The organism is Aminobacterium sp. EBM-42 (assembly GCF_001896635.1).
Lineage (GTDB): Bacteria > Synergistota > Synergistia > Synergistales > Aminobacteriaceae > Aminobacterium > Aminobacterium colombiense.
In genome coordinates, this window is record NZ_MPPC01000023.1 from 58,191 (window position 1) to 74,735 (window position 16,545).

General features: G+C 46.7%; 16 protein-coding genes. 10 read left to right on the plus strand and 6 right to left on the minus strand.

Features of this window, described 5'->3' with window-relative positions; translation table 11 throughout:
- Positions 1-12 precede the first annotated feature (12 nt).
- Genes BUC50_RS06170 through dgoD form a run of 4 tightly spaced genes read left to right on the plus strand, consistent with a single transcriptional unit; the run spans position 13 to position 3,676 of the window.
- Positions 13-801 (plus strand): IclR family transcriptional regulator, encoded by a 789-nt coding sequence (locus BUC50_RS06170; protein ID WP_013049051.1) that lies wholly within the window; start codon positions 13-15, stop codon positions 799-801.
- A complete protein-coding gene (gene eda / locus BUC50_RS06175; protein ID WP_013049050.1) occupies positions 801-1,463 on the plus strand; it encodes a bifunctional 4-hydroxy-2-oxoglutarate aldolase/2-dehydro-3-deoxy-phosphogluconate aldolase in 663 nt (220 codons plus the stop codon). Before BUC50_RS06170 ends, eda begins: the two co-directional genes overlap by 1 nt.
- A 17-nt stretch (positions 1,464-1,480) precedes the next feature.
- Positions 1,481-2,509, plus strand: coding sequence for a sugar kinase (locus tag BUC50_RS06180; protein WP_013049049.1), 1,029 nt, complete (start codon positions 1,481-1,483; stop codon positions 2,507-2,509).
- 15 nt (positions 2,510-2,524) lie between these two features.
- A complete protein-coding gene (gene dgoD / locus BUC50_RS06185; RefSeq protein WP_013049048.1) occupies positions 2,525-3,676 on the plus strand; it encodes a galactonate dehydratase in 1,152 nt (383 codons plus the stop codon).
- 87 nt (positions 3,677-3,763) lie between these two features.
- Here dgoD and BUC50_RS06190 read toward each other — a convergent pair whose 3' ends face one another.
- The 6 genes from BUC50_RS06190 to BUC50_RS06215 form a co-directional block, all read right to left on the minus strand.
- Complete coding sequence (locus tag BUC50_RS06190) at positions 3,764-4,564, minus strand: MetQ/NlpA family ABC transporter substrate-binding protein (RefSeq protein WP_213700059.1); 801 nt, start codon at positions 4,562-4,564, stop codon at positions 3,764-3,766.
- A 65-nt stretch (positions 4,565-4,629) separates the two neighbouring features.
- Entirely contained in the window at positions 4,630-5,292 is a 663-nt protein-coding gene (locus BUC50_RS06195) for a methionine ABC transporter permease (RefSeq protein ID WP_013049046.1), read from the minus strand.
- Entirely contained in the window at positions 5,285-6,298 is a 1,014-nt protein-coding gene (locus BUC50_RS06200; RefSeq protein WP_286677248.1) for a methionine ABC transporter ATP-binding protein, read from the minus strand. The genes BUC50_RS06195 and BUC50_RS06200 overlap by 8 nt, the downstream gene beginning before the upstream one ends.
- Before the next feature lie 329 nt (positions 6,299-6,627).
- Positions 6,628-7,584, minus strand: coding sequence for a bifunctional 4-hydroxy-2-oxoglutarate aldolase/2-dehydro-3-deoxy-phosphogluconate aldolase (locus tag BUC50_RS06205; RefSeq protein ID WP_213700056.1), 957 nt, complete (start codon positions 7,582-7,584; stop codon positions 6,628-6,630).
- A gap of 32 nt (positions 7,585-7,616) precedes the next feature.
- Positions 7,617-8,894 (minus strand): nickel-dependent lactate racemase family protein, encoded by a 1,278-nt coding sequence (locus BUC50_RS06210; protein ID WP_013049042.1) that lies wholly within the window; start codon positions 8,892-8,894, stop codon positions 7,617-7,619.
- Between the two features lie 4 nt (positions 8,895-8,898).
- The gene (locus BUC50_RS06215; RefSeq protein ID WP_013049041.1) at positions 8,899-9,993 is read right to left on the minus strand and encodes an Ldh family oxidoreductase; all 1,095 of its coding nucleotides are present in this window, start codon (positions 9,991-9,993) and stop codon (positions 8,899-8,901) included.
- Between the two features lie 313 nt (positions 9,994-10,306).
- Between BUC50_RS06215 and BUC50_RS06220 the strand changes: the two genes are divergently transcribed.
- From BUC50_RS06220 to BUC50_RS06245, 6 genes are all read left to right on the plus strand, one after another.
- Complete coding sequence (locus tag BUC50_RS06220) at positions 10,307-11,521, plus strand: tRNA nucleotidyltransferase/poly(A) polymerase family protein (protein WP_013049040.1); 1,215 nt, start codon at positions 10,307-10,309, stop codon at positions 11,519-11,521.
- Positions 11,522-12,039: 518 nt separating this feature from the next.
- The gene (locus BUC50_RS06225; RefSeq protein WP_013049039.1) at positions 12,040-12,963 is read left to right on the plus strand and encodes an ABC transporter permease; all 924 of its coding nucleotides are present in this window, start codon (positions 12,040-12,042) and stop codon (positions 12,961-12,963) included.
- Between the two features lie 14 nt (positions 12,964-12,977).
- Entirely contained in the window at positions 12,978-13,850 is an 873-nt protein-coding gene (locus tag BUC50_RS06230; RefSeq protein ID WP_013049038.1) for an ABC transporter permease, read from the plus strand.
- Between the two features lie 11 nt (positions 13,851-13,861).
- Positions 13,862-14,863, plus strand: a complete 1,002-nt coding sequence (locus BUC50_RS06235) for an ABC transporter ATP-binding protein (protein ID WP_013049037.1) — start codon at positions 13,862-13,864, stop codon at positions 14,861-14,863.
- On the plus strand, positions 14,860-15,846 hold the full coding sequence (locus BUC50_RS06240) for an ABC transporter ATP-binding protein (RefSeq protein WP_013049036.1): 987 nt from the start codon (positions 14,860-14,862) through the stop codon (positions 15,844-15,846). The genes BUC50_RS06235 and BUC50_RS06240 overlap by 4 nt, the downstream gene beginning before the upstream one ends.
- Positions 15,847-15,848: 2 nt before the next feature.
- On the plus strand, positions 15,849-16,496 hold the full coding sequence (locus BUC50_RS06245; protein ID WP_286677249.1) for a hypothetical protein: 648 nt from the start codon (positions 15,849-15,851) through the stop codon (positions 16,494-16,496).
- Positions 16,497-16,545 lie beyond the last annotated feature (49 nt).

Consider the following 16,545-nt stretch of genomic DNA (forward strand, 5'->3'; position numbering starts at 1 on the left):
AGGTGATAGTGCATGTCTGAGAAAAACAGGGTGCAGGTTCTTCAAAAAGCGATTGCCGTACTAGAAGATCTTTCTAATAGGCCTGAACCTGTCGGGTTAACAGAAATAGCGAATGCCACAAAACTTTCGAAAACAACAGCATATCGAATTCTCGCAACCTTTGTCGATAGCAATATTCTCATAAAAGATCCCTATGGGCGCTATCAAATAGGGCCAGCGGTGGTGAAGTGGTCTGCAAGCTACAATAAGCGGTCAGGACTGCTGGAAATGTCTCGTGACATCCTAGAGATTATGAGAGATTATTCAGGCGAGACGATCCATCTTTTTGTTTTCGAAAGCGGGCGAGCCTATTACTTGGAAAAACTTGAGAGTCCAAGTCCGCTGTTGATGAGATCGAAGGTGGGAGCGGAACTTCCTCTCTATAGCACTGCTGGGGGGAAAGCGATACTTTCGGCTCTTCCTGCAGGCCAAGTTGAAATCTATTTAGAAAGAACACCCCTTGAAAGTAGGACAGCGAATACGATCACCGATCCTAAAGAGTTATTGAATCTATTAAAAATATATAAAACGCGAGGGTATAGCGAAGAAAACCAGGAGAACGAAGAAGGAATTCGCTGCGTGGCTGCACCTATTGTTGACAGAAATGGATTCCCCCTGGGAGCAGTAAGCGTTTCCGCACCAGCCTATCGTTTTGATGATAAACAGGCTGCGTTGGTGGGACGGAAACTGGCGCAGGAAACTGCAAAAATTTCCCTTCGAATCAATCGACGTCATTTAGAAACTACTAAGGAGGGATGGTAATGATCCGCATTAGAAAATATGAAATTCTTTCAGCTATAGAAGAACAAGGTGTCGTGGGTATTATCCGTACAGAAAGTGTGGAAAAAGGAATTGCCATGGCAGACGCCATGTTTGACGCGGGGATGAAAGCCGTTGAAGTTTCCATGACCTTTCCCGGGTCTCTCGACATTATGCGCACTTCTGCCGAGCGCCATAGAGGACAGGGATGTTTTGTTGGGGCGGGAACCGTTGTGGATGAAGCTACAGCCAGAATGTGTATTGCCAATGGCGCAGAGTTTATTGTGTCCCAAAGTCTTAGCGATGACGTTGTTTACACTTGCAACCGTTATGGCTTGCCTGCAATGCCAGGTATAGGGACAGTTACAGAACTCATGCATGCGTTGGAACTTGGTGTTGACGTAGTGAAAGCCTTTCCTGGCAGCGTACTTGGCCCCAAATTCATCAAAGCCGTACACGGACCGGTTCCTTATGCCAATATAATGCCTATTGGCGGTGTTTCTCTCGAGAATATGGAGGAATGGTTCAAGGCCGGAGCCTTTGCTGTTGGTTTGGGAAGTGCTCTCACTAAGCCTGCGGGTACAGATGGCAGTTACGAGGCTGTTCGAGAGGCAGTAGAGAAAGTATTACATGAAATTACCCGAATTCGGGCTGGTTTGAAATAGAAAGGATGCGTTCGGTTATGGCAAAGTTTATTACCTTTGGTGAAATTATGATGAGGCTTACTCCTCCAGGCCGCGAAAAAATTCTCCAGACACCGCAATTTGTGGCTACTTTTGGCGGTGCCGAAGCTAATGTGGCCGTTGCCTTATCTAATTATGGTGAAGATGCGGCTTTTGTAACAGCTGTTCCTGACAACCCTATTGGCGATGGTGTTATTCATGAATTGAGAGGTTTTGGTGTCGATACTCGCTTTATACGGAAGAGCGGAGAGCGCCTTGGCATATACTACACAGAAACCGGTTCATGCATGCGCCCTTCCAGGGTTATCTATGATCGGGCCCATTCAGCTATTGCCGAGGTAAAACCCGGAGATTTTGATTGGGATACCATACTCGATGGGGCCAAGTGGTTTCATGTTACTGGCATTACCCCCGCCATTGCCGAAGGGACTGCCGATGTAACCCTTGAAGCCCTCAAAAAATGTAAAGAAAAAGCCATTACTGTTTCATGCGACCTCAACTATCGCAATAAGTTGTGGAAATGGGGCAAAACTCCCCTTGAGGTTATGCCTGAGCTCATGAACTATGTGGATCTTGTTATCGCTAACGAGGAGGACTGCCAGAAATGTCTGGGCATCGAAGCCGATGTGGATGTGACCTCGGGATCCCTGGATATAGATAAATATAGGGCCCTGAGCCAGAAAATGCTCGCACAGTTCCCCAGAGTGAGATATCTGGCCGTAAGCCTGCGAGAAAGTATCAGCGCGGATTGGAACAACTGGTCAGCTATCCTTGCTGAACGAGGAGAAGTCCACGTCAGCAAAAAGTACGAAATCCGCCATATAGTAGACCGTATCGGCGGCGGCGATTCTTTTGGATCTGGTCTGATATATGGTCTCAATAACTTCGAAACGCCTCAGGAGGCTTTGGAGTTCGCGGTGGCGGCCTCAGCACTGAAACATACTATTTATGGAGATTTCAATAGGGTTACGGTGAAAGATGCTTTGACTCTGGCTGGCGGCGATGCCAGCGGGCGCGTACAGCGCTAATAGAGGAGACCTCTTATGAGCCGCATAGCAAGTCTCGATCTTTTTAAAGTTCCACCGCGATGGCTTTTCTTAAAAGTTGTTACTGATGATGGAGTGGTGGGATGGGGAGAGCCAGTAGTTGAAGGAAGAGCCACTACAGTGGCAGCTGCTGTTCGGGAGATGGAAGAATATCTTATCGGCCGGGATGCTACAGAAATTGAGGATATCTGGCAGGTTCTCTACCGGGGTGGCTTTTATCGCGGCGGCCCCGTACTCATGAGCGCGATTTCCGGTATAGAACAGGCCCTATGGGACATTACCGGAAAAATCTACGGTTTGCCCGTTTATAAAATGCTTGGCGGCGCAGTACGTCAGAAGATCAGAGTTTACTCGTGGATCGGTGGGGACAGGCCTTCTGACGTGGCAGCCGAAGCCAAAGCGAAGTATGACGCTGGCATGACGGCAATAAAGATGAATGCCACCGAAGAGTTGGGCTGGATCGACTCTTATGAAAAGGTGGATGAAGTACTCGCCAGGGTTCAGGCTATTAGAGACGCATTAGGACAAAAAATAGACATAGCCCTTGACTTTCATGGACGGGTACATAAGGCTATGGCTAGAATTCTCATGAAAGAGCTTGAACCCTACCGGCTCATGTTCGTTGAGGAGCCGGTACTGGTAGAGAATCGCGAGGCCTTTGTGGAACTGCGCCGTCATGCGACTATGCCCATTGCCACAGGGGAACGGAACTTTGGGCGCTGGGATTTCAAAACTCTTCTCACCGATGGGGCGGTAGATATTATTCAGCCTGACCTCAGTCACGCCGGCGGAATCTGGGAAGTGCGCAAAATAGCCGCTATGGCAGAAGCCTACGATGTGGCTCTGGCCCCCCATTGCCCTCTGGGCCCCATAGCCCTGGCTGCGTGCCTGCAAGTTGATTTCTGTACGCCAAACGCAATCATTCAGGAACAAAGCCTGAACATCCATTACAATGTAGGTGCGGACCTGCTTGACTATCTCGAAAACCCGGCACTCTTTGAATATGAAAATGGTTATATAAAACTGCTTAAAGGCCCAGGCCTGGGGGTTTCCATTAATGAAGAAGTGGTTCGTCAGAAGACCGATGAAAATATGAATTGGAAAAACCCTGTATGGAGGCTAGAAGATGGCACCATCGCCGAATGGTAATTGGTGCCAGGTCTTGAAATTGTGCATTGGTATACAGAAGGAGGCTGTCATTCACCGGCAGCCTCCTTTTGTACTATCCGCATCCCCCTAAAAAGCAGGGGTAACTCCGCCGTTATATGTTGAAAGAATAAATTGGGCCACTTTCTCAGAATTTAGATGTTTCATCAGAATGGCAAACTTTTCGTCATCCTTCGAATCTTCATGAACTACAACTATATTCGCATAAGGAGATTCGCTGCCTTCCAGCAACACAGCATCCTCTGTGGGATTAAATCCTGCCTCCAACGCATAGTTTCCATTGATGACAGCGCCATCCACGTCGGGAAGTATCCTCGGCAGCTGAGCTGCTTCAATGGATTTGAAGCGGAGCTTTTTGGGATTTTCCACGATGTCTCTCTCTGTGGCTTCCAATCCCGCCTTGTCTGAAAGGGTGATAAGACCGTTAGCCTGCAGAAGGAGCAGGGCGCGCCCACCATTCACACTATCACTGGGGACAGCGATAAGGGATTTTTCTTTCAGCTCGTCAATATGCTTCACCTTTTCAGAGAACAACCCCATGGCTTCTACATGAACAGTCCCTATAGCCGCAAGTTTGGTACGGTGATTAGCGTTAAAGTTTTCCAGATAGGGAAGGTGCTGGTAATAGTTGGCATCTATTTCCTTATCATTCAGCGCCAGGTTGGGCTTTACATAGTCAGTAAACTCTATGATCTCGAGTTTGATCCCTTCTTTGGCAATGTCTTCTTTGATGACCTTTAATATTTCAGCATGAGGGACAGGGGTTGCCCCGATTTTGATCACTTCTTCTGCCGCTGCCGCATTAGGAATAAAAGCTGCCCATATGGCGAGTATTGTGAGAGAGAGTAAAAGACCTACAGTTCTTTTCATTTTTCATTCCTCCAGTTCATATTTCTGTGCAATGTAGCTCGTTTTTTCTGCGCGCAGTGTGCTGATCAGCGATTACGGGCGACATAGAGAGCTGTTTTGTTCCCGATGACCTGAATTACTTGAACCAGCATGATAATAACGATGACAGCCGCTATAAGAACGTCTGTCTGAAAGCGGTGAAAACCGTAGCGAATGGCCAGGTCGCCCAGTCCGCCGCCTCCAATAGCACCGGCCATGGCCGAATAGCCGATGATATTGATAACGGTTAAGGTTTCTCCAAGAATAAGAGAAGGGAGTGCTTCTGGTACCATAACTTTTAAAATAATGTCCTTTGGATTGGTTCCCATAGACACGGCTGCTTCGATAAGCCCTTTTTCCACTTCCTTTAAGGCGCTTTCTACAACTCGTCCCACAAAGGGAGCGGCTCCAATAGAGAGGGGAACAATAGAGGCAGTGGTGCCGATAGTAGTTCCCACGATCAGGCGCGAGAAGGGGAAGAGAACGATCATGAGAATAATAAAGGGGAAAGAGCGGCAGACATTTACAATGCCGTCGAGAATTCTGTATATCGCTTCATTCTCAACCAATCCGCCCTTTTCTGTTACAACAAGGGCAATTCCTATGGGGAATCCGAGCAGCGTTGCAAAAAAGGTTGAGAACATGACCATATAGACCGTTTCGAGGGTTGGAGCTGCCAGAAGATTTATAAGTGCAACCAACTTATCCATTCCAGACCACATCCACTTCTACGTTTTTGGATCTAATAAAGGAAAGGGCCGTGCTGATCTCTGCGGGGCTGCCTTTTAGCTGAACCGTGAGATTGCCAATGCGGCTGCTATGCAGGTGGTCGATTTCTCCAGAAAGAATATTGATCTCAGCGCCACTTTTTTTAATGGCCTGGGATATGACGGGCTGTTCTGCCATTTCACCATTGAAGGCAAAGATTGCTACAGGCTTGCCTTTTTCCTGAGGGAGGTTTTCAAAATCATAGGTTGTCCTTGGGAGATGGCATAAAAACTCTCGAGCTGTTTTTGACTGGGGTTTCATAAAAACATCCTTTACAGCTCCCAGTTCTACAACCTGTCCGTGTTCTAAGACGGCGACCCGATGACAAATTTGGCGAATGACTCCCATTTCGTGGGTGACAAGAACAATAGTAATGCCGAGTTTCCGGTTAATTTCATCGAGAAGGGCCAAAATTGACTGAGTCGTTTTAGGGTCAAGGGCACTGGTGGCTTCATCGCAAAGAAGCAAGCTGGGGTTGTTGGCCAAGGCCCGGGCAATTCCAACTCTCTGTTTTTGCCCTCCACTGAGCTGGGAAGGGTAGCTTTGAGCCTTGTCTGAAAGATCCACGAGATCGAGTACCTCCGTTACTCTTTTAGAAATGGCGTCCGTTTCCCATTTTTCTATCTCTAGAGGAAAGGCGACATTTTGAAAAACAGTGCGGGATGCAAGAAGATTAAAGTGTTGGAAGATCATACCTACGCGTCGGCGCAGCTTTCTAAGCTCAGGTGTAGAAAGCTGCGTAATGTCAGTATCCCCAATGCATATGGAGCCAGAACTGGGTTCTTCCAGTCGATTGAGAGTGCGGAGCAATGTGGATTTCCCGGCTCCACTCAAGCCGATGATTCCAAAGATCTCTCCTGATTGAATGTTAATACTAATGTTTCGTAGCGCTTCAAAATCGCCCCCCTCGCAAGGGTAGGACTTATAGAGGTTCTGGATGCTGATCATATACTTCATCTCCTGATATAAAGCTAATCTTAAGATGACAACAAAAAAAGCCGGAGCCCTCTGTAAGAAGGCCCCGGCCTGAAAGTCAATGGACGACAGCACTAAGCTGCGTCGACCACGTCAGGAGGGCCGCCGCACATGCACATCATCATGCTGTTCTGAACCATAATTGCGATTGTTCTGCTGTTACTTTGCATGGTGGCTCCTCCCTTCCTTAATTGTGGTACGCAAATTGTTGCATATGATATCTGAAATTTATACGCCTGTCAAATAACGTGTCAGTTATTTGTCATCAGAGAGTGTTGCGAAACAGTTATAAAGAAGACCTTTTACTCTACCAAATGGATAGCAAAACCAGAGATTTCAAGGTCAAGATAAGCCACCTTGAGCTTGCCGTCTTTTCTCTTTTCTGTTTCAGGAAGGGTCTTTACGCCAAAAGTCTTCAGATAGGCTGCCGCTCTTTCCACACTGTTTGTTTTAATGGCAATGTGTCCCTTGCTGCCAAGATATGGGGACTTCATGATCTCGAAAGACTTCCCAGCAAAAACAGAGCTGTTGCCATTTTTCACAGACATATTAAAGAGTTTTTCAAATATCTGGGCACACTGTAAAGCTTCTTCGTCAGAGTTTTCATTGATGCCTATATGTATCAGAGAAAAATTGTGCATCGTAAATACTGCTTCCCGTACAAGTGTGACAATTTGGTTAAAGGCGCCAGCCGCTACAAGATCGCTTTTTACCATCCAGCTGCCGCCACAGGCGTGAACCATGGGCAATGTTAGATAGGTGTTGAGGTTTTCTGCATTGATGCCTCCTGTGGGAATAAATTTAACGTCTTTGTATGGCCCAGCCATAGCCTTGAGCATAGAGACTCCACCAGATGCTTCTGCCGGAAAGAACTTAAGCACAGAAAGCCCCCGTTCAAGCCCCATTTCAACTTGAGATGGAGAATTGACGCCTGGCGTAATAGGTATCTTATGCTCAATGCAGTAGTCCACTATTGTAGGATTAAAACCAGGAGAGACAATAAACTTTGCCCCGGCATCTACTGCTTTTTTGACCTGATCAACTGTAAGTATGGTTCCTGCTCCAACAAGAAGGTTAGGGAGATGGGAAGTAAGTTGTTCTATAGATTCTTCTGCGGCATCTGTGCGGAAGGTTACTTCTGCTACAGGAAGCCCTCCTTTGATGAGGGCCTCACCCAGGGGAAGGGCATCTTCTGACCTGTCGAGTTTTATAACAGGTACGAGACCGCATCTTCCAATAGTGTTAAGGACAGTACTCATAAGTATCCTCTTCTTTCTTTTGTTTTTCATTCTTAATCATTGAGTAGAGGCAATATGTCTCCTCCATTTTTTAACACCACGATCCGAGCGTCAGAACCTTTAAGCTCAAAGGCCATTTCTAATGCTTTCTGAGGGGTGGAAGCCCAAAGGAGCCCCAACTTTTCTGTGGTTTCCTTATCGATTCCGCGAGAAACAAGTATCCCCCTCCCCTTATCACAAACGACACGTCCTACATGGGAAATGTGGGCGGCCAGCGTAAGATCGTCAATTTCTTTCTCATCAACCATTTGTTTAATTTCTTTGAAGGGAAGATACCCGATTTCTGTGAGTTCCGGATGTCCCTGTGCTACACCATCGGGGCAAGGTGTAACAAGGATTAAAATTCCGTCTTTTTTTAATGCCAAATCTCCGGAATAGATGCCTTTTGCCGCTTGCCAGAGTTCAGCATCAGCCGGGAAAGACTCTGCAATAACTATGTCTCCCAAACATGGGAGCGGAGCCCCATAAATTTCTTTCGAGGCCGAGCACCCCTCCTTGTGGGCTTCTATAGGATCACCGGCAACGCAGCGATAGACCTCTTCGTTTCCGTCCATTACTACGTTAACGATATATTTCAAACCCGCAGCCAGCCCTACGGCGTTCATTTCCCTGCGGACAGGGGTGTCGATCTTTCCTATAAAATCTTCGCCGTCGTAAAGGGCGCTTACCCAGTGAGTTTGCCCCGTGGTAATTCCGCCTGACACACCTGGCTGGACAATTTTTGCACCCCCTGAAAAGCCAACCACCCGATGGGGGGTAATGTGCCCTATCCCTATAACAAAATCTGCCTTGAGAAGGGCTTTATTCACCCATATTTCTGTCCCGTTTTCTGTGGGAGGAAGTTCTATAAGCTGATCAGGGTCGTTCCAGGCATGTTGCAGGATTGTGAAATTCTGAAGAATCTGTGAACCGAACTTTTTCTTCAGTTCCTCTTCTGTCATTGGGCGATGGGTTCCAAGGGCAACCATAATAGAAATATTCTTGGATTGGATTCCCGCTTTTTTAAGCCGTTTGATGACTTCCGGAATAATAATATGTGCTGGAGTGTTACGTGTGTTGTCATCTGCAAGGATCAGTATCTTCTGTTCAGCTCTTACACATTCTTCTAACCGAGGAGCCCCTATTGGAGAATCTAAACCTCGATTGATGGCATCCATATCGTCTTCAAAGGGTTTCGGAGGACAAGCGGGACTTAATATAGCCACAAGATTTTCTTCAGGGATAGAAATACCCTCAAAATCAGGATAAGTGAAGGAAACTGAAATGTTCATGCCCTCACCGTTCTTCTAAAGAAGCGAAATTGAAGTCTCTAGCGAGGCCGTTGAGCATAGACCATGTGGCCTCGTCTATCTCCACTCCTTTTTCTAGAGCGATTTTTCGGCGGGCAGCTTCTTTTTGGCCGTGGGTATATACCTGAGATTCCCCATGAAGAGGAGCACTGTTTCGAAGGGCGCGAAGAATATTTCCCACATAGGTTCTTATGGGTGCTGGATCTCCAAACAGATCGAGACGGAATGCGGAGAAGAAGTGGCATACATTAGCGTCAGGAGTCTGAAAAACGTCACGGGTCCAGCTGCCCATGGAAAGGGGAGCACATAAAAGTTCTACCAAAAGCCCCATCCCGTACCCTTTATGTCCTCCCATTTCTTCGCCAGAACCGCCAAGAAATACTTGACCTCCAAGTTCCCGTGTAGGATCGGCCAGAAGGTTTGTTGCGGCTTGTGCATCAGAGATGGGTTCTCCTTCTTCATCTATTATCCAGCCTTCAGGAAGATCTTTACCCCGACGTTTATAGACGCCCAGTTTTCCACGAGCTGCTGTTGTTGTTGCCATATCAAGAAGGAAAGGTTCTTCTTCATCTGTGGGTATAGAAACTGCTATGGGGTTGGTTCCAAGCATTCGCTGACGGCCCAGGGCTGGCACTGCGCATCGGATGGTATTGGTATAAGCACTTCCAATGAACCCTTCCCTGGAAGCCATTTCGGCCCAAAGGCCTGCCATGCCAAAATGATTAGAGTTACGAACAGAAACATAACAAGTACCATTTTTACGGGTTTTTTCAAGACAAATTTCCATGGCAAATTGAGAAATATGGGATCCGATGCCATAGTGACCGTCAATAACGGCTGATATGGGAGTTTCGAAAACAATCTCAGGGTCTGCCAGAGGCTTTACATGGCCGCTTTCCAATTCGTTTTTGTAGACCTTGAGGCGGGTTACACCATGAGACGCAACTCCTCGTGCGTCTGCTTCTACAAGTACTTTAGCTGTAATTTCAGCTTTGTTTCTCGGGTATCCTATCCTCTGCAGCACATCGGCAGAGAAGTTAATCAGCGCTTGGTAATCAACACGTTTATACAGGGAAGACATAGGGGTGACACCTCTTCTTTCTATTAATATTAAGCTTCATTATTTATGCTGAAAATTTAGATCCGGCACTAGTTATATAAGAGAATAAAGGGGGAGAAGTCAAGGAAAGTTATCCGCTAGGCGGAATATCGGTTCGTATTATGGTGCCAGGTCTTGAAAATGTGCATTAGTGTACAATTTCAAGACCTGGCACCATTTTGGGGAGATTTTTAATGTTGTTTTTCCAATATTCAAATAAGATAGCATTGTCTTCTTTTAGTGCAAGAGAGTCTTTCTTTTTCTAGCGATGCCGCTGGAGGAGGGGGGTAACGAGGTGTCTTTATTTAATGCGTTGGAACTCCTTCGTTTTTTTGAAAAAGAAGGGATTAAGGCCTGGGTTGTCGGTGGGGCAGTTCGTGATTATCTTTTAGGACGACAGTCTGTTTCAGATGTGGATTTAGCAGTTTCTGGCGGAGAAAAGGAGATTCAGAGAGTTTTCCCAGGGGCGGTTATTGTAGGAAAAGCCCAGAAGCGAACGGCTGTCATATCTTTCAATAGGGAGGCTTTTGACGTGTTTCCTCTGAGAAACAAGCCTGTTGAGGAGGATTTGGCACGGCGAGATTTTACAGTAAATGCCATGGCACTTGACAGTAGGGGCCATATTTACGATCCCTTTGATGGTTTTTCAGACTTAAGAAAAGGGATTCTCCGATTTAACGGCAATCCCCTTCATCGCCTAAAGGATGATCCCATACGCGCTCTTCGTTTATGCCGCTTTGCTTCTACTCATGGATTAAGGATCGATGGTGATTCCTCACTTGCCGTTGAAAATTTTGCTTCTCATATTACGGGCGTATCTCAAGAGCGTATAGGCCATGAAGTTGCGAGGGCATTTGATGGGGACGGTTTTCTTTTTTTCCGATTTGTAAGAAGCCATGGCTTAATGGCTGTTTTCTTCCCCTTTCTTGAAAAGCTCTGGGGGCAGCGTCTGGAGGCCGGTAGTGTTTATGAGGGGGACTGTCTTCTCCATTCCTTCCTCTCGCTCCAGTCTGCCCAGGAACAGAGGAGAGACAAGTCTGTTCAGGTGGCCGCATTGTTTCAGCATTTGAATTATGATTTTGTAAACGAATTGTTTGTGAGTTGGTCGTGGCCTTCTGCCAGCAGAGAAGAAATTGTTGTTCTCATTAAGAATCTCCCTCTTTTTCTTGAGCCTCTTCCCTTGGACAGAGCAATAGCTGTATACGATTCTCTGGGAGAAGATATAGTAAGAAAACTTTTTGACCTTTCCCATGCGTTCTTATCGTCTTCGGGAAAGCCTACAGATGTATGGCGAGACAATCTGTTAACGTACAATCGTGTTGTGTTGAGGCTTAAATGTATTGATTTTCTCCCAGATGGAAAAGAATTGAAACGAGTATTGGGGATTGAGGAAGGACCTTTGGTGGGGTTGCTAAAAACAGGGTTGCGCCAGGCAGCTGCCAAAGGTGAAATAGAGAGTAGAGAAGATGTTAATAAGTGGTTATGGGAAAATGCTCCGGATAAGGCGTAGCCCCATGGCATTCTAACCTACAGGGGCTCATCAAAAAAAGAAATGTAGATTGACTAGCGTAAAATTTGGTGGTAATCTTCTGATGGTCGACCGGTCGACCATCAGAAGATTACCTTTTTTATATGCTGGATATTAGAAAACCACGGTGTGTTAAAGGCAGATTGCGACCAGTTCTATCAAAAAGATTCGAAGATTGCTTCTGTCGCAGGTGAACTTTGAAAAATTAGTAGCCGAACATCATGTAGTTTGTTTCGTTGGTTCCCTGCCCCATGTAAAGGGGTTCTAGTTGAATTCTTTTTAGCCTTCCTTATGTAGTTTGCCTATCGTTTTATAAAACCCGTTTCGCCCAAGGAGATATCTCCTTTACGAATAGGAAGGTTTTCATATAATCGTGTTGTTTTTCACAAAACGCTCTCGCGAAGGGCTTATAAGACTGCTTCGCCAGCAGATAAAGTTATAGAGAAAAAATGTAATTTCTTCCTAGACGAAAATTATATTTTGTAAGGAGGGGAGCGCCTTTGCTTAAGTATGTGATTCGAAGGATTTTATTGCTTGTTCCAGTTATTTTAAGCGTTATGGTTATTCTCTTTACTATCCTTTACTTTACCCCGGGTGATCCGGCCAGGATTGCTCTTGGCCAGGAGGTAACCGCAGAGACCATCGCGGCCTTCAATGCAGAGCATGGGCTGGACGCGCCCTACGTGGTCCAGTTAGGTCGTTATATTTATAATGCCGTGTTCCATGCTGACCTTGGCTATTCCTATGTTATGAAAAGCTCAGTTTCTTCTGAGCTGGCTTCGCGTATTCCTGTAACAATGAAACTAGCCTTCTGGGCAGTTGCCTTCAGCACCCTGGTGGGGATTCCCTTGGGAGTGATCTGTGCTATACGCCAGTATTCCCTTCTCGATAGTCTTACAACGCTGTTGACCCTTTTAGGGGTTTCAATGCCTACTTTTTGGACAGGGCTTCTTTTCATTCTGGCCTTTTCAGTGCACCTCGGATGGCTTCCTTCCATGGGGTTCAGCACTGTTAGCGAAATGGTTCTTCCAATTATTACCCTTTCTGGTTCGGCTGTTGCGATTATCGCCAGAATAACCCGTTCCAGCATGCTGGAAGTCATACACTCTGATTACATTCGTACAGCTCAAGCAAAGGGGCAGAAACAGAGCGTGGTAATTTTCCGCCATGCTTTGCCCAATGCCATGATCCCGATCCTCACCATCATCAGTATGCAATTCGGCATGCTTCTAGGCGGATCGATTATTACAGAAGCGATTTTTTCCATCTCTGGCGTAGGAAGGCTCATGCTGGAGGCCATCAACATGCGAGATTACCCTATTATTCAGGGCGGGGTGCTATTTATTTCCGTTGCCTTCTGCCTGATCAATCTTGCTGTGGACATTCTTTACGCTTTTGTTGATCCTCGGATCCATGTGAGATAGAGGGGAGAATTGCAATGTCGTCATCAAAAAGCAACTCTATGAAAAACAACACAATGTGGAGATATACTTTTATCCGGTTGCGCAGAAATTATCTTGCGATGATTGGGCTTGCTGTTCTTTTGGTGCTTATATTCATGGCCATATTCGCAGAACAAATTGCACCTTACGGATATGCTGATCAGGATTACATGATGATCCGCAAGCCTCCCTCCGCGGAACATTTTCTTGGAACAGATGAGTTTGGCCGGGATGTTTTTAGCCGGTTGATATATGGTTCCAGAATTTCGCTGCAGGTTGGCCTGATAGCGGTTTCCATCTCTTTAATTGCAGGCGGCGCCATAGGAGCTATAGCTGGTTATTTTGGAGGGAGAATAGACAACATCTTAATGCGCATAATGGACGTTCAGCTTGCTATTCCCACCATACTATTGGCGATTGTAATCTCATCAGCCCTTGGGCCAGGCCTGTTCAACCTTATGGTAGCTGTGGGAATTACGTCTATACCAAGGTTTGCCCGTCTCATGAGAGCGTCGGTGCTTTCAATAAAGGGCATGGAATATATTGAAGCCGCAAGAGCCATGGGGGCTAGCCACTTCCGCATTATTATGATGTATATTTTGCCAAACTGCATGGCTCCCCTTATTGTTCAATCGACCCTTAGCGTTGCAAATGCCATACTTTTCGCGGCAACTCTAAGTTTCCTTGGTCTGGGGATTCAGCCTCCATACCCTGAATGGGGCGGAATGCTTTCGACAGCTCGTCCGTATTTGAGGAACAGCGCCTATCTAAGCATCTTCCCCGGTTTGGCGATAATGATCACTATTGTTGCTTTGAACTGCATAGGCGATGGGCTGCGCGATGCTCTTGATCCTAAACAGAAACGGTAAGGAGGATAAGAATGGGCGATAAGAACAACATTCCTTTACTGGATATTCGCAATCTTTCCGTACGTTTTAACACAGACTCCGGAATAGTGCATGCAGTGAACAATTTAAATCTTTCTCTTCGTAGAGGAAAGGCCCTTGGGTTTGTGGGTGAAACTGGAGCAGGTAAAACAACAACAGCCCTTGCCGTACTCCAGCTGATTCAGTCCCCTCCGGGAGAGATTACCAATGGCGAGATATTTTTTGATGGGCAAGACGTCATGAAGATGACAGAGGCTGAGAAAAGGGATATTCGGGGAAGCAAGATTGCCATGATTTTTCAGGATCCCATGACTTCTCTCAATCCTATTATGACAGTGGAAGAGCAGATTATGGAAATGATCTCACTTCACTCTGACTTTAAGGGAGAAGCGGTGCGGAAACGGGCTCATGAGATGTTGGCTCTTGTGGGAATTCGCCCGGAGAGGGGAAAGGAATACCCTCATCAGTTTTCCGGAGGCATGCGCCAGCGGGTGGGGATCGCCATCGCCCTTGCCTGTGAACCAACCCTTCTGATCGCCGATGAGCCTACGACAGCTCTGGATGTGACTATTCAGGCCCAGGTTCTTGATCTGATAAAGAATCTTCAGAAAATCGTCAATACTTCTTTGCTGCTCATTACTCATGACCTTGGCATCGTGGCGGAAATCTGCGACGAGGTGGCCATTATGTATGCGGGGCGTCTGGTGGAATACTCTGATATTCGACAGCTTTATAGCAAGCCCATGCATCCATATACGCAAGGACTTTTTAATGCCGTACCCAAACTAGATAGCGAGCCAGGTGGAAAGCTCGCCGTTATATCTGGGCTCATGCCGGATCCTACGGATTTGCCCAAAGGATGCCGGTTTTCTCCCCGTTGCCCCTATGCCCAGGATATTTGCCATGAAAAGGCGTGCGGGATGAAAGAGTATGAGCCAAATCATTTTGTGGATTGTTTCTTCCCCTTGGGGATGAATGGGGGGACAAGGCAATGACAAAGCAAATACAGACGTCCGAAACTCTTCTTGACATAAGGAATTTGAAAAAATATTTCAATGTTAGCAAAGGACTTTTACATGCCGTTGACGATATAACCCTTACCATAACTAAAGGCCAGACCCTTGGTTTGGTGGGTGAGTCAGGGTGTGGAAAGTCTACTCTTGGGCGGGTTGTTATCGGTCTAATCGAAGCCACTGGCGGCGAAGTTCTCTTCAAGGGGCAGGACGCTCTGAAATTCAATAATGCTCAAAAAAGAGAGTTTCACAAGCAGGCCCAGATAGTATTTCAGGATCCTTTTTCTTCACTGAATCCCAGGATGTCGGTTTCACAGCTTATTGCGGAACCCTTGCTGATCAATAAGGCATGCGGCAGCCGAAAAGAAGTTGACAATAAGGTGAAGGAGCTTATGGATACTGTCGGTTTGGCCGAACGTCTCACAACATCGTTTCCTCACGAACTTGACGGGGGGCGTCGTCAGCGTATCGGTGTAGCTCGTGCCCTTGCCCTTGACCCGGAGTTTATCGTTCTTGACGAGCCGGTATCGGCCCTTGATGTCTGTATCCAGGCTCAAATACTGAATTTGCTGGGAGACCTTAAAAAGGAGCGAGGTTATACTTACCTCTTTATTTCCCATAACCTCAGCGTGGTGCGATATGTCTCAGATGAAGTGGCAGTCATGTATTTGGGGCAGGTGGTGGAGAAGGCGGGCAATACTATCCTTTTCAAGGATCCCCTTCACCCTTATACCCAGGCGCTGCTTTCGGCGGTTCCCGTTATTGACCTGGATGGGAAAAAGGACAGGATCCTCCTTGAGGGAGACGTTCCCAGTCCCATCAATCCGTTGCCAGGGTGCAGGTTTGCGCCCCGGTGCGCATATCGACAGGAGATTTGTATGAACGAGACCCCGAAACTTACAGAAATTGATCCCGGTCATTTCGTTTCCTGTCATTTTGCCAGAAATTTAAAAAATAACAGTTGACAATGACAAGGAAGCCACAGCAACAGGGTTCTGCTGAAAGCAGCGAAACGCTCAGATGGTTTGCAGGGGTTCCCATTGGAACAAATCCCCTTATCCTGATGGATCTGGGGATGGTTTTGGCAATCCTATGGGCAGGATCATTTGTATTTTTGATCTTTTTGCAACTGTTGTTTGGCAAAACGTTGAATCGAATCCAGATCAGTGCTGCAGTCGGCTTCGCCAGTTTTCTTGCCCTTTTTATAATTGGGGCATTTCTGGTTATCAGTTTTCTGATCTTTCAAAATCGTTATGTAGCCTTGTTTCGCTTTGATAGCGAGGGTGTTTTTTGCGAAAGCATAAGAAAGGGCCCGGGTTCGTTTAGAGAAAGCATGCATTGGCGTCCTTTTCCTATTGAGCCAGTTCTGAATGCCGCAAAAAGTGTAACAAGAATGGTTCCCTGGGGGCGCATACATGCTCTCGAACCGGTGGCTGGTCTTCAAGTGATATTCCTTAAGGGGACGAAAAAAACCCTTATGCGGATCTATTGCCCCGACCAGAACACCTTTGAACAGGCTCTCGCCTTTGGGCGCGCGAGGCTATTTGATCGTTTCCGCGGAGGAGGCAATTCTTCCGCGTCCATTGATGACGAAGGCGCTGACAAGTTTGATTGATATCTCCCAGTAAAAAGAAGGCTGGGGAGTGTTCAATGTGGTAATTCTT